Raw genomic sequence first — 23,932 nt, forward strand, 5'->3', positions numbered from 1 at the left:
GTCAGTGACGACGCAGAATGCCAGCGCGCTCCGGATGCTGCGTGAACCACTCTGCGACGTACCAACAGACCGGATCGACCTTTCGATCGCCACGGCCCTCGAGGTCGGCGACCGCGCCCTCGACAACGCGCGCCGCATAGCCGTGGCCGCGGAAAGTCGGCACAGTGAAGGCTCTGGTCATGGCGATCGTCTTGCCGTCATCGCGATAATCCAGAACGCTGACGAGCTGTCCGTCACGCATGAGCGTGTAGCGCGAAGCATCCTTCTCATCTGTGAGGAGGAACCCGTCGACCATCGTGGAATTCGTCATGACTCCACGCTAGGCCACCCCGTCACATCGGGACTCGTTTTGACACCGTGGGACATTCTCAGACATAATCCAACCCATGACCACCAACGCACGCCCTTTGTCCGCCCAGGAGGCGAACAGGACTGCCGGGATGATGATGCCCGGTCGCGTTGGCATGTGTTGCCGAATGTGTCGCTGAACCTTCAGCCATACCGACCGGCTCGGCCCTTCGCCATCTGCGACGCCTGAGCCACCGAGCACCCACCTGCGTGCTCGTTCTCGGCCCTCCGGGTCATTCCTGCAACGCATCCGAGCCGCATCGGCTCACCCTCCCAAGGACTCATCATCATGTCGAACATTGCCCTCCTCGAGCGTCCCGCAACCCGCGCGCCTCACCTTCGCGCCGTTCCGCCGATCACCGCTGCAGCCGCCGCGACACCGACGAGCCCCGCTGATCTTCCCGCTACCCGTTCGCCGCGCGGTTTCGCCCTCTATGTCGGTCTCGACGAGATCAAGGCTGCCGAAGCCGGAGTGAGCCTGCCGCTTCTCGTCGATGCACTGCGCCGCACTCTCGCTGAACTCGCACCCGGCGCCGAGACCCACGCCACCGTCGCCCTGGCACCTCACGGCTCCGGCGGTCGCGACCTCGACGTCGTGCGCCTCGCACTGCAGGAGCCCGGCGCCGTCGCCCGCGCCAAGGCGGCCACCGAGTCCGAAGAACAAGACGAGGACTACGGCGTCACTGTCGACATCTCCCGCAAGCGCGTGCTGATCGACGGCGACTCCGCCGCATTCACGTACAAGGAATTCGAACTTCTGCAGTACCTCGTGCTGCGTGAGGGACGCACGATCGAGCGCTCCGAACTGGTCGAAGCGCTGTGGCAGTCCCCCGACGACGAGACCCCGGGCGAGCGCACGATCGATGTGCACGTGCGTCGCCTGCGCGCCAAGCTCGGCCGCTATGAGGACATCGTTCGCACTGTGCGTGGAGTCGGCTACCGCTTCGATCGCCACGCCGACGTCGTCATCCGCTACGGCCACGGCACCCCCTCCCCCGACCGCTTCTGAGGACGCTGCACAGCGGCTGTCAGTGCCGCGGCGTAGGGTGTTCGCATGACGACGACAGCGGATGCCACAGCACCCGCACCGGCGACCTCATCCGCCCGCGCCACCCCGCTGACCACGATCTACCGCCCCGTGCACCCGCTGCACCTCTTCCGCACTGCGGGCGTCCTGATGCGCGGGCCGAAGGATCCGACGATGCTCGTCGACGGCGGGACGCTCTGGCGCGCGGCCCGCACTCCTGATGGCATCGCGACCCTCGCGCTGCGCCAGTCGCCCGAAGGGATCCACGCCACCGCCTGGGGACCAGGATCAGACTGGGCGCTCACGCAGCTCCCCCGACTCTGCGGCGCAGACGATGATGCGACCGGATTCGACGTCTCTGCCCACCCGGTTCTCGCCAGCGTCGCTCGGCGCACCGCCAGCACGCGGCTCACCCGCACCGACCTCGTCTTCGATGCGTTCGCGAGTGCGGCGCTCGAGCAGAAGGTCACCTCTTACCAGGCGTTCGGCGCGTGGCGAGTACTCGTCACGCGTTTCGGCGGCCGCGCACCAGGCCCCACTCCGCGGGCGATGTTCGCTCCCCCGACGATCGACGAGTGGCGCCGCATCCCCTCGTGGGCGTGGCATCGCGCCGGTGTCGAGCCTCCGCAGTCGCGTGCGATCGTCCGGGCTGCGGAGCGCGGGCAGCGCATCGCGGATGCCGTGATCGCCGCCGCGACCGGCGACGATCGCGACCGCATCCTCACGAGCCTCCCCGGCATCGGCGCATGGACGTCCGCCGAGACGCGCGTCCGCGCGCTCGGAGACCCGGATGCCGTCAGCGTCGGCGACTACCATCTCGCACACCAGGTCGGCTTCGCACTCACCGGATCACGCGTCGATGACGACGGGATGCTGGAACTCCTCGAACCCTGGCGAGGAAACCGTCAGCGGGTCATCCGCCTCATTCTCGCCAGCGGCATCGTCGAGCCCCGCCGTGGACCGCGCCTCGCCCCCGAGGATCATCGCCGCCGCTAGGCTGACACCATGGCAGGAACGAAGAAACAGCGCTGGACCTGGCTCGGCGGCACAGTCGTGCTCGTCGTGCTCGGAATCGTGATCGGGCTCATTCTGCAGAACGTCTGGCTGGGGCTTCTGCTCGCGGCCATCATCTCGGTGGGCTGGCTGCTCGCCGTCGAGTCGCGCAAGGGCGGCAACGTCGGCGTCAACGACGAGTCACGCGGCATCGAGCTCTAGCCCGGCAGAGCCACGCTGCCAGGGCCTCAGTAATACACGGCCAATCGCCCGCGCGGACCATTGATCACTTCTACAGGGGTATCGAAGACGTCGCTGAGCACAGCGTCCGTCATGATCTCGTCGGGGGTGCCGAAGCGCACGACGCGACCGTCCTTGACCGCGCAGATGTGGTCCGCGTAGTGGCCCGCGAAGTTGATGTCGTGCAGCACGATCACGATCGTGCGCCCGAGCTCCGCGGCCGCACGACGCAGATGCTGCATCATCTGCACGGAGTGGCGCATGTCGAGGTTGTTGAGCGGTTCGTCGAGCAGCACGTAGTCAGTGTCCTGCGCGAGCACCATCGCGACGTATGCTCGCTGTCGCTGCCCTCCGGACAGCTCGTCGAGGTACCGCCCCTCGAGGTCTGAGAGTCCGAGGAAGTCGATCGCCTCGCTGATCACCCGCTCGTCCTCGACGTTCAGCCGCCCCTTGGAGTGCGGGAAGCGCCCGAACCCGACCAGCTGGCGCACGGTGAGCCGCGTGATGAAGTGGTTCTCCTGGCGCAGGACCGACACGATCTTGGCGAGGTCCTTCGACGGCGTGCGGACGACGTCGTATCCGCCGATCTCGATCGTTCCGGCATCCAGCCCGAGAAGGCGACCGATCATCGTGAGCAGCGTCGACTTTCCGGCACCGTTCGGTCCCACCAGCGCGGTCACTCCCCCGGCCGGGATCTGCAGGTCGACCGGACCGATCGAAACCTCGTCGCTGTATGCCTTGCTGACTGAGGTGAGAGAGATCACAGTCGACCCTTTCTGAGAATGACGATGAGGAAGAGGGTGCCGCCGACGAGTTCGATGATGATCGAGACGACGCCCTGCGCATAGAAGAGGTTCTTCATGACGAAGTAGGCGCCCGAGAGCACGACGAATCCGGTCAGCACGGCGATCGGGAAGACGTAGCGGTGGTCGTACGTGTCGGCGAATTGATATGCGAGAGTCGCTACGAGGAACCCGAGGAAGGTCATCGGGCCGACCATCGCGGTCGACACGGCCATCAGCACCGACACCAGCACGAGCGTGCGGATCAGCTCCCGGCGGTGATTGATTCCGAGTCCCATCGTGATGTCTTTGCCGAGTGCGAGCAGGTTCAACCGGCGCGAGCCGGACCAGAGCAGAATGCCGGCGGCCAGAGCCAGCGGAATCGCAATCGGCAGCTGCTCCGGGTCAGCGTTCGAGACGCTGCCGAACATCTGCGCCGTGAGCACATCGAACTCGCTCGGGGTCAACAGGCGCTGCATGAACGCAGAGACCGACCCGAGACCGCCTCCGATGATGATGCCGATCAGCAGCATGACCTGCAGGTTCGCGTAGCGCCCGGACAGCAGCCAGCCGTACAGCAGCACCGACAGCCCGACCATGATGGCGATCTGCAGCACGAACTGCACGTTGCCCTGAAGCGCGACGAGGCCTGCGATGCCGAAGAAGTACACACCCGCGGTCTGCACAGAGATGTAGAGCGCCTCGAACCCCATGATCGACGGCGTGATGATGCGGTTCTCGGTCACCGTCTGGAAGCTCACCGTCGCCACCGCCTGGCAGAACGCGACGACCGCCATGACGACGATGCTGGTGCCGCGCATCTGGGCGATGCGCCAGAAGCCCTCGGTGCCGACCGGCATCGGGTTCTCCCAGGCGAGGAGCCCGAACGCGAAGCCGACGGCCATCACGATCAGGATGCCGAGGATCACGAAGTACTTGCGACGGGCGCGTCCGTTCGGCAGGGCGCCCGCATGTCGTGGCGCGGCCTGCGCGAGGGCCGGTGCGGCCCTAAGCACGACGACGCTGCTTCAACAGGAGGGCGATGAAGACGATCGCACCGACGACGCCGAGGATCAGCGACACCGGCACCTCGAACGGCATGATGATCGTGCGCCCGATGATGTCGCAGACCGTCACGATCGCGATGCCGAGCAGGCACACCCACGGCAGGTTGCTGCGCAGATCATCGCCGCGGACCATCGAGACGATGTTGGGCACGATCAGCCCGAGGAACGGCAGATTCCCGACGATCACGGTGACGACGCCCGTGGCCACAGCGATGAGCGCGGTGCCCAGCAGCACGACCCGGTTGTAGTTCAGGCCCACGTTGGTCGAGATCTCCTCGCCGAGACCTGCGACAGTGAACCGGTCGGCGACGATGAAGATCACCACACCCACGATGGCGACGATCCACAGCGCCTCATACTGTCCGCGCAGCACCGAGGTGAAACTGCCGGCGAACCACACGCCGAGACTCTGGAGCGTGTCGGTCTGCAGCGCGATGTAGGTCGAGATCGAGCCGACGACTGCGCCGAGCATGATGCCGACGATCGGCACGATCAGCGAAGACCGCAGCGACACCCGCCGCAGAAAGAGGAAGAACACCATCGTGCCGATGAACGCCGCGATGACAGCGCCGGTCATCTTCGCCGCGATGCCCGCTGTCGGCGCGAGGATCATCACCGCGAGCAGTCCGAGGCCTGCCCATTCGGTGGTTCCGGTCGTGGTCGGCTCGACGAAGCGGTTCTGGGTCAGCAGCTGCATCACCAGGCCCGACATTGCCATCGCGGCGCCCGCGAGCATCAGTGCGATGGTGCGCGGGATGCGCGTGATCGCGAACATCTCCGCCCCGTCTTCGGCGCCGAAGACGTCGTAGACGCCGATGAACAGCGAGGCGACCAGCAGGAGCGCCACAACGGCGATGCCGATCAGCAATGCGGGGTCGAACAGCCTCCCGCGCGTACGCGAGAGGCTGTCCGGTGTCGTGCGACTCATCTCAGGGACGCTCAGCGCGCCTCGAGTGCGTCCGCGAAGCTGTTCAGGAACTCCGTGTACGTCTGGATGCCCTCGTTCGTGTACGTGTCGGCGGGCATGTAGACGATGTGCCCCTCGCTCACCGCGGTGACGTTCGCGAGCGCCTCCGAGCGCTCGAGAATGTCGGATGCCGGCGAGTAGTTCGGGTCATCGGAGGCGACAGCGGCGTCGCGATCCATCACCAGGATCCAGTCGGGGTTCGAATCAGCGATCGCCTCGACCGCGATGTCGTCGCCCTGATGGTCGTCGCTGGCGTCGGCGACCTCAAGAGCGGGAGTGAGCTCGAGGAAATCGAATACCGGTCCGAGCGTGCGGCCGACGTGCGGTGCGAGATAGCCGATCTCTCCGCCGGAGGTGGTGACGGCCATCACGCTCTCTCCGTCGTAGGCCTCCTTGACGCGAGCGATCGCGTCGTCGAGCGCGTCCGTGAGCTCCTTCGCCTCGGTCTGCTTTCCGAAGATCTCGCCGAGGACGGTGGTCTGGCGCTTGAGCTCCTCATCGAAGGGCTCACCCTCGCGGGGGTCGAGTTCGAGAACCGTGGCATCCGGCGCGTACGTGACGAAGTCGTCGTGGAACTGGGCGAAGCGCTGGCCGTTGATGATGAGGTCGGGTGCGACGGCGACGATCGCCTCGAGGTTGGGTTCGCGGTGGTTGCCGAGGTCGATGATCGACGAGTCCTCGGTGTACGAGATCGTGCTCGGCATGAGAGCCACGGCACCCGCCGTCAGCTCGATGCCCCAGGAATCGAGCGTCTCGAAAGTACGGTTGTCAGTCGCGACGACGGAGGTCAGCGGGAGGTCGAGCGTGTGCGTGCCGTTGTTGTCTTCGATCGTGATCGAGGTGGCTTCTGCCGCGGAGGTGGGCTGCTCAGGTTCTGCGGCAGGTGTCGAAGCGCAGCTCGCGAGAGCAAGTGCAGAGACGAGAACGGCGGATGCTGCGGCGTACACGCGTCGCGATGACATAGAAAAGCTCCTCTTGCTGTGGGGCAGATGGTCGAGCTGGTTAAGGTAAGCCTTACCTTTACCAGGACTTAGTCAGGCTAGCCTAAGTTCATGACCACTTCGAAATCGTCTTTCTCGCTGGAGCGAACGCCTCTCGAACTCCAGTTCCGCACGGCGACTCTCACAGCGCGCGAGGTCCTCTCTCCGAACTATGTGCGCGTGCGGCTCGAAGGCGACGACCTGTACGGGTTCACGTCGCTGGGAAGCGACGATCATATGCGCCTCTTCTTCCCTGATGAGGTGCCGGATTCGGTCGAGGCGATGCGGGCATCCCCCAGCCGCGAGTACACGCCGCTGGTGTGGGACGAGAACTGGCTCGAAGTCGAGTTCGCGATCCACGGCGACGAAGGCGTCGCTGCTCGTTGGGCAGCGACCGCCCCGGTCGGATCGCCGATCGGTGTCGGCGGGCCGCGCGGCTCTGCGGTGCTCACCGGGACGCCCGGCTCGTGGTTCTTGGCGGGCGACGAGACGGCGATTCCCGCAATGCGCCGCTTCGCCGCACTGATCGGTGATCAGCCCGCGCGCATCGTCATCGAGGTTCGCGGCTCAGAAGACGAGATCGCGATCGATGCTCCGGTGCAGGTCGAGTGGCTGCACCGCGGCGATGCACCCGCAGGTTCCGCGCTGATCTCGTTCCTCGAAGGCCTCGAGGAATCGGATGCCGTCGGCGAGGACCCGTTCGTCTTCGTCGCCGCCGAGCAGTCGGTCGTCAAACCCGGCCGCGCCCTGCTCACCCGTTGGGGCGTCGACACCGATCACGCCATCGTCAAGGGATATTGGAAGCGCGACGAGAGCGAGTACCACGCTCCGCACTGATCGCGCGCGGGACCGACCGATTCACACGAGCGGCGCGGCCTCGAGGTCCGGGGCGCGATCGGTGAAGGCCTGCTTCGGCACGAACAGCAGGAGCACCGCCGCAGCGAGCGCAGTGACGCCGCAGACGATCCACACGGTGAAGTAACCCTCGAGAGACCCGGCGGTGCCTGCGGTTCCCCCGGCTGTCGCGGCCACGCCGTTCAGCAGCGCGATGCCGAACACGCAGGATGCGATCGCCCCACCGACGGTCTTGACCGAGTTGGTGAGGCCCGTGGCGACGCCGGTCTGCGTGTCGGGCGCGGCGGACGCTGCGGCCGCCGGCAGCGCAGCCACCAGGGCACCGGAACCGAGCCCGACGATCACCATGTTGGTGACGACCTGCAGGTACGTGTCGTGGAGCGGCAGGAAGAGCAGGAATCCGACACCGACGAGGATGGACGCTCCGAGCAGAGTGATGCGGGGAGTCGCGAGACGGGCGATCACGGGGAAGAGCAACGCTCCGGTGATCATGCCGATCAGGTAGATGCCGATGATGAGCGAGGTGGCGAAGCCGCTCGTGCCGAGCCCGTATCCGTAGACGGACGGATCGGTGCGCGCGAACGTCGACAGCGGCGCCTGCGCACCGAGCACGCTGACGCCGAAGAGACCGGCGGTGAGGAACACCGGCCCGAGTGCGGGCGAGCGGAACATCCGCACATCGATCAACGGATCGTCGTGACGCAGCTCCCACAGCACGAACGGCACGACCAGCACCAGTCCGAGCACGACGACGGCCCAGGACCACAGGTTCGCCAGTCCCCCATCGAGCCGCAGCAGGCTGAGGCCCCCGGTGAAGCAGATCAGCGCCATCGAGATCAGCACGAGTCCGACCGTGTCGAGCACACCGCCGGTGGAATCGGGCGATTCCTTCACTCCGAACAGGATGACGAAGAAGCACACCACGACCAGCAGCGCCGGGATCAGCAGCACGGTCGTCAGCGGCAGCACATCGATGAGTGCGCCGCCGACAAGCGCGCCGATGATGGCTCCGCCTTCGAGAGCTGCGACCAGCATTCCCGCTGCCCGCGCGGTGATGACGGACCGCCCTTCCATCCGGCGCGACCGTGACCAGATCAGTGCAATCTCCAGCGGCAGCCACACGACGTAGAAGCCCATCAGAGTCCACGCGATAAGGAAGACCCAGAATGAATCTGTGAACGGCAGGGCGAGAGCAGCGGCAGCCGTGAGCGCTGTGGAAATCAGTAGCATCCGCTTGTGACCGATCATGTCACCGAGCTTCGCGAAGGCCGGAACGACGAGTGCAGACAGCATGAGCTGGGTGCCCTCGAACCAGTTCACATCAGCATCGTGGATCTGCAGGTGCCGCGCGATGTCCGACAGCATCGGAGTGTAATAGCCCTGCAGCACGCCGCTGGTGAACTCGACGAACGCGAGGAATCCGACGACGGCTGCGAGCGCGCCGAGAGTGACTTTGTGCGACATCTGTGTCCTAGTTCAGTTTTTCGAGCAGCGCTCGGTGGAACTTCTCGCCCCGCTCGAGCGTAGCGATCTCGACGCTCTCGTCGACGCCGTGGATCGCAGCGCGCTGCGCGTTGGACATCTCCAGAGGCGCGAAGCGGTAGACCGTCGGGGTGAACCGGTGGAAGTGGCGCGAATCGGTCGCCGCCATCATCACGTACGGCACCGGCCGCACACCCGGGAAGGCGTCCTCGAGCGCACGCCCCAGCAGCGCGAACTGCGCGTTGTCGGTGGGCGATTCCGGAGATGGCTCGCTGCCTTCGAGGACCTCGATCGAGACGAGCGGGTCGCGGATCCGGCGGCGCACGCGCGTGAGGGCGCCCTCGACGCTCCCGCCGAGCGCGATGCGCAGATTCACCGTGGCGGATGCCTGTGAGGGGATGACATTCGCCGCTGTTCCCCCGGACTGCATAGTGGGCGCGATCGTGGTGCGCACCATGGCGGCAGGCTCGCCGCCGAGCGTCGCGAACACCCGGCCAGTGAGCGGCGGCACGGCCGCGAGCACCTTCAACAGCAACCGCGATGGCCCAGAGGTCTGCTCGGAGAACAGCGACAGCATCCGAGGGATCGCCTTCGGCGTGCGCGGACGGAACGTTCCGGGACCGAGACGATTGACCGCACGCGCGATGCGACGCACCGCGGTCAGCGTGGGCGGCGCGGATGCGTGTCCGCCGTCGCCGCGCGCGCTGAGCTTCAGGGTCAGCACGCCCTTCTCACCGACGCCGATCATCGCGGCCCGTCCCTGCACGAATGCCAACGGCGCGTCGACGACGGCGCCGCCCTCATCGAGGACGAGCCATGGCACGATTCCGCGCTTCTCGAACGCACGCGAGATCTCGGCGGCAGCGGCGCCGAAGGTCTCCTCGTTGCCGCCGAACGAGAGATAGACATCGCGGGCGGGCGTGAAGCCTGTTGCGAGCAGGTTCTCGACCGCTTCGAGCACGACGATGAGCGGGCCCTTGTCGTCGAGGGTGCCGCGGCCGAACACCCGACCGTCGGCGATGACGCCGGCGAAGGGCGGGTGGGTCCACGGGTCGGACTCGTCGACGGGCACGACGTCGTAGTGCGCCATGAGCACGAGCGGTGCGGCGTCGGAAGCGCCCTTCCAGTGGAACAGCAGACCGAGATCGGTGTGCCGTTCGAGTGCGAGATGCGCGTGGGTGAGCGGGTACAGTTCGGCGATCAGGGCGACGAAATCGTCGAACGGACCCATGCCGCGCTCTTCGAGTTCGGCGGACACAGTCGGCAACTGGATCATGCGGGAGAGCCGCTCGGCGATGCCAGAGCGGGCGACGACTGCGTCCATTTGTTCATGCTATCTGTGCGCATCGGTCTCGCTGACGCCGAAAACGCACCCGCAGTACAGTCGAGTCCATGCGGATAGCCATCGCAGGTGGAACAGGAGTCGTCGGCACACCGACGGTCGAGGCGGTGCAGTCAGCCGGGCATGAAACCATTGTCCTGGCGCGTTCACGGGGCATAGATCTGCTCACCGGCGCCGGGGTGGATGCCGCGCTCGACGGCGTCGATGCGGTGATCGACACCCTGAACGTGACCACGTTGAGCGCAGACGCAGCCGTCGAGTTCTTCACGAGGGCCACCGGCAACCTCATCGCGGCATCCGAGCGCGCCGGCGTCACGCACGTCGTAGTGCTGTCGATCGTCGGCATCGACCGGATCCCGGTCGGCTACTACGCCGGCAAGCTGGCCCAAGAGAGCACCGGATATCGCGGATGGGTGCCGTCCGTCAGCATCCCCACCGCGCAGCTGAAGGGAATGCGCGAAGGTCTCGCCTTGCCGGGCCCGGATGCGGATCTCGGCAGCCAGACCTTCGCCGACTGGCTCGCCGCGCGGTCAGCCTGACGCTCAGGTCGCGAACTGTGCGGTGAGCCTGTTCCGCTTCGCCCCTCGCGCGGGCCCCGGTGGCAGCTCGGGCTGCATCGGGTGCTGGTCACCGTGCTCGGCGTCGGCGTGTACGCGCTACTGGTTCTGCTGCACCCGGCAGGACTGTGGATCGCCCTTCTGCTGGGCATCATGCAGTTCTCGGTCGAGCTGGTCGTCGTGCGTCACTACGCGCTCGCCCTGACCATCATCACCCCGCTGGTGTTGCTGCTCACGGGAGCTGCGACAGGCGACATCGGCTCCATGGATGTCGCAGTGGAACGCATCATCGACGCCATCGTCGGCGCGGCTTTGGGCGCAGCACCCGGGGTTCTGCATCCGCGCGCGAACGCGAAAGAATAGGTGGCGGCATCCTGACGGCCTGCTGGCGGGTCATCGGCGTCACCGTGACGTGGTGCTGACGTAAGGGGTACGGGAAGCATGAAATCCATGAACAACACACGAATCATGGAGCTCCGCCAGTCGCAGGGCTGGACGCAGGAACGACTCGCCAACGAGAGCGGCGTCGGGCTGCGCACCATCCAGCGGCTCGAGGCCGGGCAGGACGCCAGCCTGGAGACGCTCTCACTCGTCGCCGAAGCACTGCACGTACCAGTGAAGGAGCTCTTCACGTCGATCGACGATGCCGCGATGAGCAGCAAGGTCGATTTGCTGCAGGACCGCACCGACGAGCAGCAGGCAGCTCGCGACCGGATCAGCGGCGCGTGGCGCTGGCTCTATATCGGCGTGGGCGTCGTACTCACGCTGGTCAGCTTCACTTTCCCGTACGGCCTCGTGCTGTTCCTCAGCTACTGGGTGGGCGGGTACATCATCCTCGTGGCGATCCGACGCATCTATCTCGAGCCGCGCCTGGATGAGAGGTATCCGCTCTCGCGTGCGCAGCCCTCGCGTCGTGAGCGACGCAGGGCCACGGTGCGGTAGCGCCAGAACCGGTGCCGCGTCCGCCTCATCAGACTGAGGGGATGCCTGGCACCGGATGCAGCGTGTCCGGAGCGCGGGCGGCCAGCTCTGCTGCGGTGGAGAGAACGACCCGCCGCATGGCACGCGCGGCGACCGTTGGCGTCACATCCGACCTGTGCGCGATGCCGATCGTGCGAGTGAGCACCGGGTCGATCAGCCGCACCGAGCGCAGCGCAGGGCGATCGACCAGCACTGTCGCCGGCACGACCGCGACCCCGATCCCCCGCTCGGCGAAGCGGAGCACAGCATCCATCTCGCCGCCCTCGACCACCACATGCGGGCTGAGCCCCGCCGCGCGGAATGCCGCGTCGGTCACAACGCGCAGGTCGTAGCTCTCTGCCAGAGCGATGAACGGCAGGTCGGCGAGATCAGCGAGCGAGACCTCACGCTCGGCGACCGGAGGGACGTCTGCCGATGACACCACGACGAGGTCCTCACTGATCAACGGCTCGGTCACGAGCACTGGACCGGTGATCGGTGAGCGCTCCGAGAGGGTGATCAATGCCATATCGACGTTGCCGGTCGCCAACTGTTCGATGAGCAGATTCGTGCCGCCCTCGACCAGTTGGATCTCGATGCCGGGGTGTGCGGCGCGGAAGGTGCGAAGCACTTCGGGCACGAGGCTGATGCACAGCGTCGGCGCCGCACCGAGGCGCACGCGTCCGCGCTGGAGCCCGGCGAGTTCCGCCATCTCAGTGCGAATCGCATCGGCATCCGCCAGCATTCGACGCGCCCGCGGAAGCAGCGTCTCGCCAGCCGCGGTCAGCGAGATGTTGCCGCGGGCGCGGTGAAACAGCTCTGCTCCGAGTTCCTGCTCCAGCGTCGAGATCTGCCGACTCAGCGACGGCTGCGCGAGGTGCAGTCTCTCGGATGCGCGGGTGAAATGACCGAGTTCGGCGACGGTGACGAATCCTTTGAGCTGTTCCAGATTCATACTCTCAGCGTATCGTCGCGGACTTTGCAATGCGCTGGAGTGATCGCCCGGGTGCTCAGCGCAGCTTGCGCCGATACACCATCACGGCGATACCGTAGGCGACGATCAGGATGCCGATGAGCCACGCCAGCGCGACCCAGAGGTCTGCGCCAACCGACTGCCCGCCGAAGAGCGCGCGGATCGAGTTCACGATCGAGGTCACCGGCTGATACTGCGCGAACCAGGCGACCGGCGCGGGCATGGTGTCGGTCGGAACGAACGCAGAGCTGATGAATGGCAGGAAGATCAGCGGGTAGCTGAAGGCGCTCGCCCCATCGACGGTTTTGGCCGAGAGTCCCGCGATCACCGCGAGCCAGGTCAGCGCGAGAGTGAACAGGATGAGGATGCCGGCGATGCCGAGCCATGCGCCCAAGGATGCTTCCGTGCGGAAGCCCATGGCGAACGCGACGGCCGTGACGATCGCGACCGAGAGGACGTTTGCCACGGCGGAGGTGATCACATGCGCCCACAGCACGCTTGAGCGCGCGATCGGCATCGACTGGAACCGCTCGAAGACCCCGCCCTGCATGTCGAGGAAGAGCCGGTACGCGGTATACGAGATGCCCGACGCGATTGTGATCAGCAGGATGCCGGGGAGCATGTACTCGATGTACGGCACGTCTCCGCCAGTGTCGATCGCGCCGCCGAACACCCAGACGAAGAGCATGAGCAGAGCAATCGGCGTGATCGCGGTGGTGATGATCGTGTCGGGGCTGCGCAGAATGTGACGCAACGAGCGCCCGGTGAGAACACGAGTGTCGCTGAGGACGTGACCGGTCATGTCAGTTCCTTTCCGAGGACGGCGGCCCCACGAGTGCGAGGAAGACCTCTTCCAACGAAGGCTTCTTCTCGACGTACTCGACTTCGGCTGCGGGAAGCAGGCTCTTGAGCTCTGCGAGCGTGCCGTTCTGAATGATGGTGCCCTGATGCAGGATCGCGATTCGATCCGCGAGCTGTTCTGCCTCATCGAGATACTGCGTGGTCAGCAGCACGGTGGCGCCGCCATCGGCGAGATTTCGCACGGTCTGCCAGACCTCGATGCGCGACTGAGGGTCAAGGCCTGTGGTCGGCTCATCGAGGAAGACCACGGGCGGTTCACCGACCAGGCTCATGGCGATATCGAGACGGCGGCACATGCCGCCCGAGTAGGTGCCGACGCGTCGAGCGCCGGCATCCGTCAGCGAGAGTCGGGCGAGCATGTCGTCCGCGATCTTGCCGGGGCCCGAGAGGTGGCGCAGCTTGGCGACGAGAATGAGGTTCTCGCGCCCGGTGAGCACCTTGTCGACAGCAGCGAACTGCCCGGTGAGGCTGATCGACTCGCGCACTCGCCCTGGCTCGGTCGCGACGTCGTGGCCGTTGATCACCGCCCGACCCTCGTCAGCCTTCAGCAGCGTGGAGAGGATGCGGATGAGCGTCGTCTTTCCCGCTCCATTCGAGCCGAGCAGGGCGAAGATCGATCCAGCCTCGACCGTGAAATCAACACCTTTGAGGACATCGAGATCCCCAAACGACTTGGTGAGGCCGTCGACCTGGATCATCATTGCTCGCGCTCCGATTGGTCTCGGCCGGCAGCATCGTCGATCGCGTCGGCGAGGCGCTGGCGCTCCTTGTCTGCCCAGTGCGTGCCCGCATACGCCTGGGCGAAGGTGTCCGCGAACTCCGAGGGGTTCTCCCCCACGATCTCGCGGACCGGTGTGCCGTCGACTGCGGCCTGCTCCCACAGGTCGGCGAAGTCGTCGAACATGCGAATCATGGTCTCGCCATCGGTGACGCCACCTGATGCGAGAAGGTACCGATGCAGCGCCTTCGCAGAGGCGCGATAGGGCTCAGGCAGAGCGTCGATGCGCGCCATGCTCTGCTTGTACTGCTTCTTCTGCTCGAGCGAACCAGTGAGTGTTTCGATCCATTTCGCGGTCATGATTGCTTCTCCTCTTCGAGCTGCGTGTCGGTGATGTTGTGGTGGAGGTGATCGATCCGTCCGACGAGAAAACTCCAGGTCTCCCAGAAGTCGTCGAGCTGTTCGCGGCCCTTGGCATTGATCGAATAGACCTTCCGGGGCGGCCCTTTCTCAGACGGAACCTTCTCCACGTCCACGAGCCCGCGCTGCTCGATTCGCACAAGCAATGCGTAGATCGTGCCCTCTGCGATCTCGGTGAAACCCTCGTCGCGAAGTCGCGCGGTGATCTCATACCCGTATGCAGGACTCGAGGACAGGATCGCAAGCACGATGCCCTCGAGCGTGCCCTTGAGCATCTCGGTCATCTGATTACCCACTACGCCCCCTCTACTCAGTGATGTTGACTACCTGTAGAAAGTAACACTAAGTACCAGTACTTAGCAAGAGTAAGTACTGGAGTAGCGCTCACACCCGGCATCCAGCGGTCACGGAGGTCGCGCACAGCATCGATGATGCAGAATCGTTACCTTGTGCGCTCGCCCCGAGAGCGCACACATGCCGCTTCGAGAGCGGCCCCCACCACGTTTAAGGATCGTTACGTTCGTCATGTCTGAAACTTCTTTGACCCCTTCGGCCCGCCGTCGCCTCGTCGCACTCACTCTCGTCGCCGGCGCGGCCCTCGGCGTCCTCGCGACCGCTGGCCTCACAACGGCAGTGCCGGTTGCCGCCGACGTATCCGGGCGCACAGCGGTCACGGATCGCAGCGAACTGCGCGCCGAACTGGCCAGTGCTGCCGCAACCGTCGAGCGTGGGCGCGATGCCGTGGCCGCGGCATCGGCGGCCGTGGCTGAGGCGAAAGCATCCGGTTTCGATCTCGGCACCATCACGATCGACACCACCGGGCTGGCCAATGTCCTGGGCGCCCTCTCCAGCGATGAGGCGGTCGGGCCCACCCGCGCCGTCCTGACGGCCAACACGCTGGTCGAGACGGAAATCGCCACCGCCAATGTCGCCGAGCTGCGCGGACGGCTGGATGCCGCGATCGCGCAGAAGCAGGCCGAAGAGGCCGCGGCCGTAGAAGCTGCCGCACAGGCCGCGGCGCTTGCCACAGCGAACACTCCCGACGGTGCCCGTTCGGTCGCGGCGACCATCGCCGCAAGCGAATACGGCTGGGGAGCCGACCAGTTCTCTTGCCTCAACTCGCTGTGGAACAAAGAATCCGGCTGGGACTACCAGGCGTACAACCCGTCCGGCGCGACCGGCATCCCACAGGCACTCCCCGGCGACAAGATGTCCAGCGCAGGCGCCGACTGGCAGAGCAACGCCACGACCCAGATCCGCTGGGGCCTGGGCTACATCGCCAGCGTTTACGGCACGCCGTGCTCGGCCTGGGGCCACTCGCAGTCGATGAACTGGTACTGAGGCAGACCCCTCTTTCTGTCAAGGCCCCTTCGCTCTTCGCACCGTGCGCCTATCGTCGCGATCTACGACGGTGCCGTCGCCAGCCAAGGCGGTGCCCTAGACCTGCAAGGGAGAAGACGATGCCTCGCGATGCCGATTCACGGCTGAAGGATCCAGAGCTCTATGAGGAGCTGAGGGATGACGGCGCGTCCAAAGAGAAGGCCGCGCGCATCTCCAACGCGACCGGCGGTACGAAGAAGGGTCGCTCCGAGGTCGGCCGACGCGGTGGAGAAGCGGGCGACTACGACGACTGGACGGTCGACGAGTTGCGCAAGCGCGCCAAAGAACTCGGGATCACCGGGTACTCCGACAAGCGCAAGGCCGAGATCATCAAGATGCTGCGCAACCACTGACAGCTGCGGTCGCGCGCGTCAGCTATCACCGTCTCAGGATGGCGTCAAGCCCCACGACGGGACGGTTGTCGCCCTGCCACGCTCAGGAATGTCGAAAGGATGAGCTCTTGCTCGTCCGACACACACTGCAAGGAGAACAACCATGAATATCGCTCTCATCATCATCATCGTCGTTGCCGTCATCCTGGCAATCGTCGGTGGACTGAACGCCGCTCTCAACTGGTTGCTCTGGGTAGCGCTGATCGTCGGAGTGATCGCGCTCATCGCGTTCCTGTTCCGAGTCATCGGCGGTCGGAACCGCGTGTGACCTGCTAGCGGAAGGAGTGCTGCTTTGTCTTCGAAGCTGACTGCACTGATCATCACCTGCACGCTGAAACCGTCTCCCGCCGAGTCCAGCTCGGAGGTGCTCGCACAGCAGATCTCCGCCTTCCTTCATCAGCAGGAGGTGGAAACGACGACTATCCGAGCCGTCGACCACCAGATTCTTCCTGGTGTCGAGAAGGACATGGGCGGCGGCGACGAATGGCCGGCTCTGCGCGAGAAGGTTCTGGCCGCCGACATCATCGTCCTTGTGACGCCGACGTGGCTGGGCCAGCACTCCAGCGTCGCCCAACGCGTGCTCGAACGTCTCGATGCCGAGTTGAGCCAGACCAGACCAGATGGCCGGCCGACCCTGTTCGACAAGGTCGCGGTCGCTGGCGTGGTCGGCAACGAGGATGGTGCTCACCACATCGTCGGCGTGTTCTATCAGGCACTGAACGATGTCGGCTTCACTGTCCCGGCTCAAGGTTGCGTGTATTGGAACGGTGAAGCGATGCACGGCACCGACTACAAAGATCTGCAGGAGACGCCCGAGGTGGTCATCACCGCGATGTCCACTGCGCTGACCAATGCCATCCACCTGGCAGGGCTGCTTACGGAAGCCGGCTACCCGAAACCCGCCTGAGATCTGACACGCGACCCGATCGCCCCCTCTTACATGCGGCGGCGATCGGGTCGCGGCATCTCCCCCTGTGACAGGCGGACGCCCAGTGGTATATCTGAATCATGTCGCTCAGTGAGCTCTACCAGCAGGCACGTGCAGACACACCAGACAAGACGGCACTCACCTTTCGAGATACGTCGCTGTCCTTTCGCGAGCTCTCGGATGCCGTCTACCGATCAGCCAGGCGACTCATCCACCTCGGGATCGGGCACGGCGATCGCGTCGCGATCTTCATGCGCAACCGATCCGAGTTCATCGAGCTGTATCTCGCGTGCTTCCGCATCGGAGCCATCGCCGTCCCGCTCAATCACCGCTTCCAAGCCGATGAGGTCGCGTTCGCCTGCAATCACTGCACCGCGGCGCTGCTCATCACCGACGGACCGCTGTATCCACGCATCCAGGGTGTGCAGGCCGAGATCCCGACCCTCAAGGCGATCTATCTCTACGGCGACGTGCCACCGGAGGTGACCGATTCGAGATGGGACGCTGTCGACACCACGGATGCCGCAGAGTGGCCGACCATCACCGACGACGATCCGGCCATGATCCTCTACACCTCGGGCAGCACGGGCAAACCGAAAGGCGTCGTGCATACGCACGGGTCGATCCTCGACACTGCAAAGGGTCGTGCGGCGACGCAACAGCTCTCAGCCGAGGACATATCTCTGGCCGCCACCGCCATCTGCCACGGCGGCGGATCGATCGGGGTCACATTCCCGACGCTGTACGCCGGTGGCAGCGTCGTGATTTTGGAGGAGAGCGAACCGGGCCTGTTCCTGGAGGCGCTCGCGAAGCATCGTCCAACGCGCACACTTCTGCTTCCCGCGCAGCTGCTCGACGCGGTCGAATCTCCCGAGGCTTCCGACGTGGACTTCAGCAGCCTGCGCGAAGTGCAGTGCGGCGGCGACCAGATCTCCCCCGACCTTTACACGCACTTCTCAGAGGTCGAGAGTCTCGAGCTGAATCAGGCGTACGGCATGACCGAGTGCGAGGGATGCAGCATGAACCCGCCGTTCGGTCTCATCAAGCGCGGTTCGATCGGACTGCCCCGCGAAGGCGTGGAGTTCCGCGTGGTGCTCAGCGGGAAGGACCTGCCCGATGGCGAGGTCGGTGAATTCCTTGTGCGGAGCAGGTCGGTGATGGCCGGATATTGGAACGACCCTGACAACACGGCGGCGGTGATGGTCGACGGCTGGCTGCGCACTGGCGATCTCGGCAGCCGCGATGAAGAGGGCTATCTGCATTTCGCCGGTCGTATCAAAGAGGTCATCATCAAGGGCGGCTCGAACATCGCGCCCGGCGAGGTGGAGGATGTGCTCAACGCGCATCCAGATGTCGAGTTGAGCGGGGTCGTCGGTTCGCCCGATGAGCGACTCGGCTCGCTCGTGCATGCGTTCGTTCAGCCGCATCCGGGTCTTGACGCTCCCCCGTCTGAGCAGGATCTCATCGCGTTCGCGTCTGACCGACTGGCCGCCTATAAGGTGCCAGATCGCTGGACCTTCGTCGACAATCTGCCCAAGAACAACGTGGGCAAGATCGACCGCAAGTCGCTGCACGCGCGGGCTGCCGAACTCGATGGGAAGGACCCGAACCGCTCTTGAGCTGGTGACAACCAGTACCCAGGTACTGGTCACTCAGCAGAACCCGCACCCCGCTCCGATGCCGCCCTGAGGGCGCCGTTCCTACGCTACTGAGCATGCGAAAGGTACTGAATTGATTGCCGCCGAAGCGCTCGTGAAGCGCTACGGCACCAAGGTCGCCGTCGATGCGATCGACTTCACCGTGAAGCCCGGCCAGGTGACGGGGTTCCTGGGGCCCAACGGCGCGGGAAAGTCCACGACGATGCGAATGATCGTGGGGCTCGACCGGCCCACCTCGGGGACGGTCGAGGTGAATGGTCGCGTGTATCGGGAGCATCCGGCCCCGCTTCACGAGGTCGGCGTTCTGCTCGATGCGAAGGCTGCCCACCCAGGGCGCTCGGCCTACAAGCACCTGCTCTCCATCGCGGCCACCCACCGCATCGGAGCATCCCGCGTGCGTGAGGTCCTGCGCCTCGCCGGTCTCGACTCTGTCGCGGGCAAGCGCATCGGCGGGTTCTCCCTCGGAATGGGCCAGCGGCTGGGCATCGCCGCCGCGCTCCTCGGCGATCCCGAGACGATCATCCTCGACGAGCCGGTCAATGGGCTTGACCCCGAGGGCGTGCGCTGGGTGCGGAACCTCATGAAGAGTCTTGCCGCGGAGGGACGCACCGTGCTCCTCTCTTCCCACCTCATGAGCGAAATGGCACAGACCGCTGATCAACTGATCGTGATCGGACGCGGCAGGATTCTGGCGGACGGGCCGATCGACGAGATCATCTCGCGCGCGACCGCATCGGTGATCCGCGTCAGAACGCGGGAGGCGGCGCGCCTGATGGCGGCGATCACCGACCCTGATGCCACCGTGTCTGTCCTGGCAGACGGCGCGGTCGAGATCTCCGGACTGACCGCAGAACAGGTCGCCATCGCTGCCGCTGGCGCAGGTGTCGTCCTGCATGAGGTGGTCACGCTCTCCGGTTCGCTCGAAGAGGCATATATCGCCCTCACCGCCGGTGAGGTCGAGTACCGATCGTCTATCGCCGCAGGAACAGGAGCACACCGATGACCACTCTCGAGAAGAAGCGTGCGACCTTCGTTCCGCGCGCGGAGCGCCTCACGTTCGGTGGGATCATGCGATCCGAGTTCATCAAGATCACCAGCCTTCGCTCCACCGTTGGCCTGCTGCTCGCAATCATCGTCTTCGGGATCGGGGTGAGTGCTGCGCTGGGTCTGACGATGGAGGGTGCGGGGCTGCCCGACCAGCCGTCGGCAGGTTTCATGCTCGACCAGGTCACGCTCGGCACCGTGCTGTTCGGTCAGCTCGTCGCGGCCATCCTCGGCGTGCTCGTCATCAGTGGCGAGTACTCAAGCGGCACGATCCAACCGACGATGATCGCCGTCCCCGCGCGCTTGCCTGTGCTCTGGGCGAAGACGCTCGTCGTGTTCGCCATGGCGACAGCATCCGCGCTTGTCGCGACTTTCGGATCATGGGCCGTCACTTATCCGATGTTCGGCGCGTTCGGTCTCGAGATCGGGCTGACGGAACCGGGCGTCGTGATGTCGTTCGTCGGCGGGTCTGTCTACGTCGGCCTCTCGGCTATTCTCGGGTTGGGCATCGGGACTCTGTTGCGCGGTGTCGCCGCAAGCGTCGCCACCGCGATCTCGGTCATGCTGCTGCTGCCCATTGTGCTGTCGGTTCTGCCCGCATCTCAGGCGGTGCGCAACCTTCAGCTGCTGTCTATGTCGAAGGCTGGAGACGCGATGAGCAACCCGAGTGACGGCGCGGCGGTGCAGGTGGACCTCGTGAACGGATATGTCAGTTCAGGGGCAGGCTGGGTCGTCGCGATCGTCTGGGCTGCGATCTTCCTCGCACTCGGTGCGGTCAGGATGCGTCGGGGGGACGTCTGAACGCCCGGCTCGCAGATGCCATCGTCCTGGTGGCATACGGGGTCGTTGCGCTGGGCCTGACTGTTCTCTCCCTTGAGCCGCCGTACGCCACGCCCCTATGGGTGATGATCCTGTTGGCAGCCGGCGGTTTCACAACGCTGGCTCTCCGTCATCGTCGCCCGTATGTGGCCTTCACCGCGGCGATGGCGCTCGCCGTCCTCTCGCTTGCAGTGGGATCGGGGGCGGAGACGCTCATCGCGCTGATCGCGATGTACTCCGCAGGTGTGAAGTGGCGCGCCGCGGTCACGTGGATGCTGTTCGGAGTCGCGGCGCTGTGCGGTGCGCTCGGAGCGCTCGCGCTGACCATGCGCGGCACTGTCGGCCCGCCGATCCTCGGGTTGCAGCCGCCGATCGCGCCTCGTGACAGCCTGCAGGACTGGGCGAACTTCTTTCTGATCATCATCGTGGTGCTCTTGATCGCGACGCTGCTCGGCACCAGTGTGGGCCACCGACGGCGGTACATCAGGGAGCTGGTGCACCGTGCGGATCAGCTGGCGCGCGAGCGCGACCAGCAGGCCGAGACAGCACGGGCACGAGAGCGCGAGCGCATCGCGAGAGAGATGCACGATGTCATCGCACACAGCCTCTCGGTGATGATCGCGATCTCCGACGGCGCGTACCTGGCCGCCGACACCCGCCCAGCAGAGGCGAAGGAAGCGATCGGTCGCGTCGCCGAGACCGGCAGGAAGACGCTCGGCGAAGTCCGCCGGTTGCTCGGTTCGGTGCGCGCCGATGGTTCCGGAAATGAGCATGCTCCCCAGCCGGATGCTTCCCAGCTCGCGTCCCTCGTGCAGGAGTTCGTCACAGCGGGGCTCCCTGCACGACTCACCATCACCGGCCAGGCTGTGCCAGACCCGGCCCTGGGCCTGACGGTCTACCGGATCGTTCAGGAGTCGCTGACCAACGTGCTGCGCCATGCGCGCGACGTCGAGGCGGTGACGATCTCGGTGGTCTGGCAGAGGGAAGAGGTGACGATCCTCGTTCAGGATGTGTCGTCGATTCCGTCCACGCCATCGGATGCCGGGCGCGGAGTGCTCGGGATGCAGGAACGGGTTGCGCTGTACGACGGTGAGGTCAGCGCAGGGCCATATGACCGCGGATGGTGCGTCTTCGCGCGTCTGCGATGGGAGGATCGGTAACCATGACAGACGATATCCGGGTGCTTCTCGTCGATGACCAGGAACTCGTGCGTTACGGCTTCCGACTGATGCTCGAGGCGACCGACGGCATGGTCGTCGTCGGCGAAGCGGATGACGGAGCAAGAGCGATCGGGGCGGCCGAGCGACTGCAGCCTGATGTCGTCGTGATGGACGTGCGGATGCCAGGTATCGGCGGCATCGAGGCGACCAGGCAGATCACGAGCCGGCATCCCGATACGCGTGTCCTGGTGCTCACCACCTACGACCTCGATGAGTACGCCTTCGGTGCGCTGCATGCAGGGGCCGCAGGCTTCCTTCTCAAAGACACCCGGCCGGACGGTCTTGTCGCGGCGATTCGCGCGGTCCATGCCGGCGACGCGGTCGTCTCGCCCCGCATCACCGCGAAGCTCATCGAGGCCGCCGCTCCCCATCTGGGCAGCCCTCGTGAGGAAGACGCCGATGACGCCCTGTCAGCGCTGACCGCACGCGAGCGCGAGATCTTCGCGCTCATCGGTCGCGGACTGACCAACAGCGAGATCGCCGCGAATCTTCATCTGAGCGACTCGACGGTGAAGGCGCACGTCGGACGAGTGCTCTTCAAACTGGATCTGCGCAATCGCGTGGAAGCCGTGATCCGCGCCTATGAACTCGGCGTCGTGGGGGCGTAGAGCTCTTCCCATGTGCTGATCCAGTCGTTCGCGCCGGAGGGATACAGCGGCATCGTCACGTCGGCGTCATCGAATGGCCGCCAGACGACAGGGACGACCGAGCCGTCGGACTCAGTGAGCGTGCCGCCCTCGCCGGCTATCACCGGATCCAGGCGCCCCGAGTACAGGGCGACGATCTCGTGGCCGAGTTCGCCATTGAACCGGAAGATATTCTCGACGATGCCAAGGTGGGTGAGGTCGAGGATGCGCGCGCCTAGTTCCTCGTCCACTTCGCGGACGATCGCTTCCCGATGCGTTTCGCCCAGCTCGACGCTGCCCCCGATCAGTCGGTGGAACCCCACCGGATTCTCGAGGCTGGGAGCATTGACGCTGACGAGATGCCTGGCGCCATCAGCGCTCGGGACGATGAGCATGGCTTTCACCCGGATGTAGGAGCGAGCGATCGTCATGCCTCCATCATCCTCGGCTAGCCTCGACTCATGCCACTCGTGCTTGTCACCGGAGCCGCTCGCGCCAACAGCATCGCCGCAGGGAGGTCGTGACCAGCGACCTCGAATCAGGGGAACGCCCAGTGACATCGCGAGCGTGACGTCTTTCCTCATCTCAGAAGAAGGCCGCTGGATCAGCGGGCAGCTGCTTCACGCAGATGGCGGCTTCTCCGCCCGCTTCTGAAGATTCGTCTGCGCAACTGCCTCCTCGATCAGGTCGTCAAAGTGACCTGTGGGGATGACGCCGCAGTTGACGAGACCCGCGAGTCCCCGGAGAGTGGCGAGGAATGTCACAGCAACGCGCTCAGGCTTTCGCCCTAGGAGCAGATCCTCAGCCGCACATCGGTGAAACACCTGCGATATCGGCGCAAATGCGGCCGCGGCGCTAACACCCACAGCTTCGCCGTCTGCTCCGTGCTTGTGGGCGAACATCAGCTCGGACGGCGCCTCCGCAGCTTCCCTCAAGCCTGCCCCGAGCCGAACGAAGCCCTCGACAGCCAGCGCGTCGAGAAGTTCCAGCCTGCCGGCGAAGTACCGGCGCGGGGCTGCGTGGGTGACCCCGATAGTGGCGGCCAGTTCCCGCAACACCTCCTTCGAAGCGCTGACCGGCTTCCGGATTCACACGGCGCGAGGCCTCGAGCAGCTCGCCCGCAGGCTCCGCGCCGATGGATCAGTCAGATCCGACTTCACCGTTCACGACATCATCCTCATTCTCACCGCGGTCCGAGCCGCAGCGGTCGTCCACGGCACGAAACCCGAGACATCGACCAGACGGATGCTCACTCAAATTTTCAACGTCTAGAATTTCGCCTTATGGAAGACC

Annotated in this window: 32 protein-coding genes; 18 read left to right on the forward strand and 14 right to left on the reverse strand. The window is 65.4% G+C overall.

The window, feature by feature from the left end; genetic code table 11:
- Window position 1: 1 nt before the first annotated feature.
- Window positions 2-310 (reverse strand): GNAT family N-acetyltransferase, encoded by a 309-nt coding sequence (locus ACTU6U_RS02280; RefSeq protein WP_443467531.1) that lies wholly within the window; start codon window positions 308-310, stop codon window positions 2-4.
- 327 nt (window positions 311-637) lie between these two features.
- Here ACTU6U_RS02280 and ACTU6U_RS02285 point away from each other — a divergent pair, with 327 nt between their 5' ends.
- Genes ACTU6U_RS02285 through ACTU6U_RS02295 form a run of 3 tightly spaced genes read left to right on the forward strand, consistent with a single transcriptional unit; the run spans window position 638 to window position 2,590 of the window.
- Window positions 638-1,357, forward strand: coding sequence for a winged helix-turn-helix domain-containing protein (locus ACTU6U_RS02285; RefSeq protein ID WP_443467532.1), 720 nt, complete (start codon window positions 638-640; stop codon window positions 1,355-1,357).
- Between the two features lie 45 nt (window positions 1,358-1,402).
- Entirely contained in the window at window positions 1,403-2,371 is a 969-nt protein-coding gene (locus ACTU6U_RS02290) for a DNA-3-methyladenine glycosylase family protein (protein ID WP_443467533.1), read from the forward strand.
- Between the two features lie 9 nt (window positions 2,372-2,380).
- Window positions 2,381-2,590: a hypothetical protein gene (locus ACTU6U_RS02295; protein WP_417510209.1), complete on the forward strand. Its 210-nt coding sequence runs from the start codon at window positions 2,381-2,383 to the stop codon at window positions 2,588-2,590.
- Window positions 2,591-2,616: 26 nt separating this feature from the next.
- Here the strand turns inward: ACTU6U_RS02295 and ACTU6U_RS02300 are convergent, their stop codons facing one another.
- The 4 genes from ACTU6U_RS02300 to ACTU6U_RS02315 are packed head-to-tail and all read right to left on the reverse strand — an operon-like array spanning window position 2,617 to window position 6,386.
- On the reverse strand, window positions 2,617-3,372 hold the full coding sequence (locus tag ACTU6U_RS02300; RefSeq protein WP_443467534.1) for an iron ABC transporter ATP-binding protein: 756 nt from the start codon (window positions 3,370-3,372) through the stop codon (window positions 2,617-2,619).
- Complete coding sequence (locus ACTU6U_RS02305) at window positions 3,369-4,406, reverse strand: iron chelate uptake ABC transporter family permease subunit (RefSeq protein WP_443467535.1); 1,038 nt, start codon at window positions 4,404-4,406, stop codon at window positions 3,369-3,371. The genes ACTU6U_RS02300 and ACTU6U_RS02305 overlap by 4 nt, the downstream gene beginning before the upstream one ends.
- Entirely contained in the window at window positions 4,399-5,385 is a 987-nt protein-coding gene (locus ACTU6U_RS02310) for an ABC transporter permease (RefSeq protein ID WP_443467536.1), read from the reverse strand. Before ACTU6U_RS02310 ends, ACTU6U_RS02305 begins: the two co-directional genes overlap by 8 nt.
- A gap of 11 nt (window positions 5,386-5,396) precedes the next feature.
- The gene (locus ACTU6U_RS02315; protein ID WP_443467537.1) at window positions 5,397-6,386 is read right to left on the reverse strand and encodes a siderophore ABC transporter substrate-binding protein; all 990 of its coding nucleotides are present in this window, start codon (window positions 6,384-6,386) and stop codon (window positions 5,397-5,399) included.
- 90 nt (window positions 6,387-6,476) lie between these two features.
- Between ACTU6U_RS02315 and ACTU6U_RS02320 the strand changes: the two genes are divergently transcribed.
- Window positions 6,477-7,241: a siderophore-interacting protein gene (locus ACTU6U_RS02320; RefSeq protein WP_443467538.1), complete on the forward strand. Its 765-nt coding sequence runs from the start codon at window positions 6,477-6,479 to the stop codon at window positions 7,239-7,241.
- Between the two features lie 21 nt (window positions 7,242-7,262).
- Here the strand turns inward: ACTU6U_RS02320 and ACTU6U_RS02325 are convergent, their stop codons facing one another.
- Complete coding sequence (locus tag ACTU6U_RS02325) at window positions 7,263-8,723, reverse strand: MFS transporter (RefSeq protein ID WP_443467539.1); 1,461 nt, start codon at window positions 8,721-8,723, stop codon at window positions 7,263-7,265.
- Between the two features lie 7 nt (window positions 8,724-8,730).
- Window positions 8,731-10,065 (reverse strand): M20/M25/M40 family metallo-hydrolase, encoded by a 1,335-nt coding sequence (locus tag ACTU6U_RS02330; RefSeq protein WP_443467540.1) that lies wholly within the window; start codon window positions 10,063-10,065, stop codon window positions 8,731-8,733.
- 68 nt (window positions 10,066-10,133) lie between these two features.
- Between ACTU6U_RS02330 and ACTU6U_RS02335 the strand changes: the two genes are divergently transcribed.
- The 3 genes from ACTU6U_RS02335 to ACTU6U_RS02345 all read left to right on the forward strand — a co-directional run bounded on the left by ACTU6U_RS02335 (window position 10,134) and on the right by ACTU6U_RS02345 (window position 11,582).
- Complete coding sequence (locus ACTU6U_RS02335) at window positions 10,134-10,622, forward strand: SDR family oxidoreductase (protein WP_443467541.1); 489 nt, start codon at window positions 10,134-10,136, stop codon at window positions 10,620-10,622.
- 15 nt (window positions 10,623-10,637) lie between these two features.
- Entirely contained in the window at window positions 10,638-11,003 is a 366-nt protein-coding gene (locus ACTU6U_RS02340; RefSeq protein WP_443467906.1) for an FUSC family protein, read from the forward strand.
- Between the two features lie 87 nt (window positions 11,004-11,090).
- Complete coding sequence (locus ACTU6U_RS02345) at window positions 11,091-11,582, forward strand: helix-turn-helix domain-containing protein (RefSeq protein WP_443467542.1); 492 nt, start codon at window positions 11,091-11,093, stop codon at window positions 11,580-11,582.
- A 28-nt stretch (window positions 11,583-11,610) separates the two neighbouring features.
- Here the strand turns inward: ACTU6U_RS02345 and ACTU6U_RS02350 are convergent, their stop codons facing one another.
- Genes ACTU6U_RS02350 through ACTU6U_RS02370 form a run of 5 tightly spaced genes read right to left on the reverse strand, consistent with a single transcriptional unit; the run spans window position 11,611 to window position 14,868 of the window.
- A complete protein-coding gene (locus tag ACTU6U_RS02350; RefSeq protein WP_443467543.1) occupies window positions 11,611-12,555 on the reverse strand; it encodes a LysR family transcriptional regulator in 945 nt (314 codons plus the stop codon).
- A 55-nt stretch (window positions 12,556-12,610) separates the two neighbouring features.
- Complete coding sequence (locus ACTU6U_RS02355) at window positions 12,611-13,375, reverse strand: ABC transporter permease (RefSeq protein WP_443467544.1); 765 nt, start codon at window positions 13,373-13,375, stop codon at window positions 12,611-12,613.
- A gap of 1 nt (window position 13,376) precedes the next feature.
- The gene (locus ACTU6U_RS02360; protein ID WP_443467545.1) at window positions 13,377-14,135 is read right to left on the reverse strand and encodes an ABC transporter ATP-binding protein; all 759 of its coding nucleotides are present in this window, start codon (window positions 14,133-14,135) and stop codon (window positions 13,377-13,379) included.
- Entirely contained in the window at window positions 14,132-14,512 is a 381-nt protein-coding gene (locus tag ACTU6U_RS02365) for a DUF1048 domain-containing protein (RefSeq protein ID WP_443467546.1), read from the reverse strand. The genes ACTU6U_RS02360 and ACTU6U_RS02365 overlap by 4 nt, the downstream gene beginning before the upstream one ends.
- Window positions 14,509-14,868 (reverse strand): PadR family transcriptional regulator, encoded by a 360-nt coding sequence (locus ACTU6U_RS02370; RefSeq protein WP_443467547.1) that lies wholly within the window; start codon window positions 14,866-14,868, stop codon window positions 14,509-14,511. Before ACTU6U_RS02370 ends, ACTU6U_RS02365 begins: the two co-directional genes overlap by 4 nt.
- Window positions 14,869-15,097: 229 nt before the next feature.
- Here ACTU6U_RS02370 and ACTU6U_RS02375 point away from each other — a divergent pair, with 229 nt between their 5' ends.
- The 9 genes from ACTU6U_RS02375 to ACTU6U_RS02415 all read left to right on the forward strand — a co-directional run bounded on the left by ACTU6U_RS02375 (window position 15,098) and on the right by ACTU6U_RS02415 (window position 22,621).
- Entirely contained in the window at window positions 15,098-15,913 is an 816-nt protein-coding gene (locus ACTU6U_RS02375) for an aggregation-promoting factor C-terminal-like domain-containing protein (protein ID WP_443467548.1), read from the forward strand.
- A 119-nt stretch (window positions 15,914-16,032) separates the two neighbouring features.
- Complete coding sequence (locus ACTU6U_RS02380; protein ID WP_443467549.1) at window positions 16,033-16,305, forward strand: DUF7218 family protein; 273 nt, start codon at window positions 16,033-16,035, stop codon at window positions 16,303-16,305.
- A 142-nt stretch (window positions 16,306-16,447) separates the two neighbouring features.
- A complete protein-coding gene (locus ACTU6U_RS02385; protein WP_417510189.1) occupies window positions 16,448-16,612 on the forward strand; it encodes a hypothetical protein in 165 nt (54 codons plus the stop codon).
- 24 nt (window positions 16,613-16,636) lie between these two features.
- Window positions 16,637-17,251, forward strand: coding sequence for a flavodoxin family protein (locus tag ACTU6U_RS02390; RefSeq protein WP_443467550.1), 615 nt, complete (start codon window positions 16,637-16,639; stop codon window positions 17,249-17,251).
- Window positions 17,252-17,352: 101 nt separating this feature from the next.
- Window positions 17,353-18,891, forward strand: coding sequence for a class I adenylate-forming enzyme family protein (locus ACTU6U_RS02395; RefSeq protein ID WP_443467551.1), 1,539 nt, complete (start codon window positions 17,353-17,355; stop codon window positions 18,889-18,891).
- Window positions 18,892-19,003: 112 nt separating this feature from the next.
- Complete coding sequence (locus ACTU6U_RS02400) at window positions 19,004-19,933, forward strand: ABC transporter ATP-binding protein (protein WP_443467552.1); 930 nt, start codon at window positions 19,004-19,006, stop codon at window positions 19,931-19,933.
- Window positions 19,930-20,775, forward strand: a complete 846-nt coding sequence (locus ACTU6U_RS02405; protein WP_443467553.1) for an ABC transporter permease — start codon at window positions 19,930-19,932, stop codon at window positions 20,773-20,775. Before ACTU6U_RS02400 ends, ACTU6U_RS02405 begins: the two co-directional genes overlap by 4 nt.
- A gap of 29 nt (window positions 20,776-20,804) precedes the next feature.
- Window positions 20,805-21,953: a sensor histidine kinase gene (locus ACTU6U_RS02410; protein ID WP_443467554.1), complete on the forward strand. Its 1,149-nt coding sequence runs from the start codon at window positions 20,805-20,807 to the stop codon at window positions 21,951-21,953.
- Between the two features lie 2 nt (window positions 21,954-21,955).
- Complete coding sequence (locus tag ACTU6U_RS02415) at window positions 21,956-22,621, forward strand: response regulator (protein WP_443467555.1); 666 nt, start codon at window positions 21,956-21,958, stop codon at window positions 22,619-22,621.
- On the opposite strand, the gene ACTU6U_RS02420 is transcribed toward ACTU6U_RS02415, so the two are convergent.
- Complete coding sequence (locus tag ACTU6U_RS02420) at window positions 22,594-23,070, reverse strand: NUDIX domain-containing protein (RefSeq protein WP_443467556.1); 477 nt, start codon at window positions 23,068-23,070, stop codon at window positions 22,594-22,596. The two genes, ACTU6U_RS02415 and ACTU6U_RS02420, sit on opposite strands and share 28 nt — an antisense overlap.
- Between ACTU6U_RS02420 and ACTU6U_RS02425 the strand changes: the two genes are divergently transcribed.
- Complete coding sequence (locus ACTU6U_RS02425) at window positions 23,069-23,293, forward strand: SDR family oxidoreductase (RefSeq protein WP_443467557.1); 225 nt, start codon at window positions 23,069-23,071, stop codon at window positions 23,291-23,293. The two genes, ACTU6U_RS02420 and ACTU6U_RS02425, sit on opposite strands and share 2 nt — an antisense overlap.
- Here ACTU6U_RS02425 and ACTU6U_RS02430 read toward each other — a convergent pair.
- The gene (locus ACTU6U_RS02430; RefSeq protein ID WP_443467915.1) at window positions 23,260-23,697 is read right to left on the reverse strand and encodes a hypothetical protein; all 438 of its coding nucleotides are present in this window, start codon (window positions 23,695-23,697) and stop codon (window positions 23,260-23,262) included. The genes ACTU6U_RS02425 and ACTU6U_RS02430 overlap by 34 nt on opposite strands.
- Between ACTU6U_RS02430 and ACTU6U_RS02435 the strand changes: the two genes are divergently transcribed.
- Window positions 23,663-23,911, forward strand: coding sequence for a hypothetical protein (locus ACTU6U_RS02435; protein WP_443467558.1), 249 nt, complete (start codon window positions 23,663-23,665; stop codon window positions 23,909-23,911). The two genes, ACTU6U_RS02430 and ACTU6U_RS02435, sit on opposite strands and share 35 nt — an antisense overlap.
- Window positions 23,912-23,932 lie beyond the last annotated feature (21 nt).

The sequence above is a fragment of the Microbacterium zouquanmingi genome, from assembly GCF_052266695.1.
Classification (GTDB): domain Bacteria; phylum Actinomycetota; class Actinomycetes; order Actinomycetales; family Microbacteriaceae; genus Microbacterium.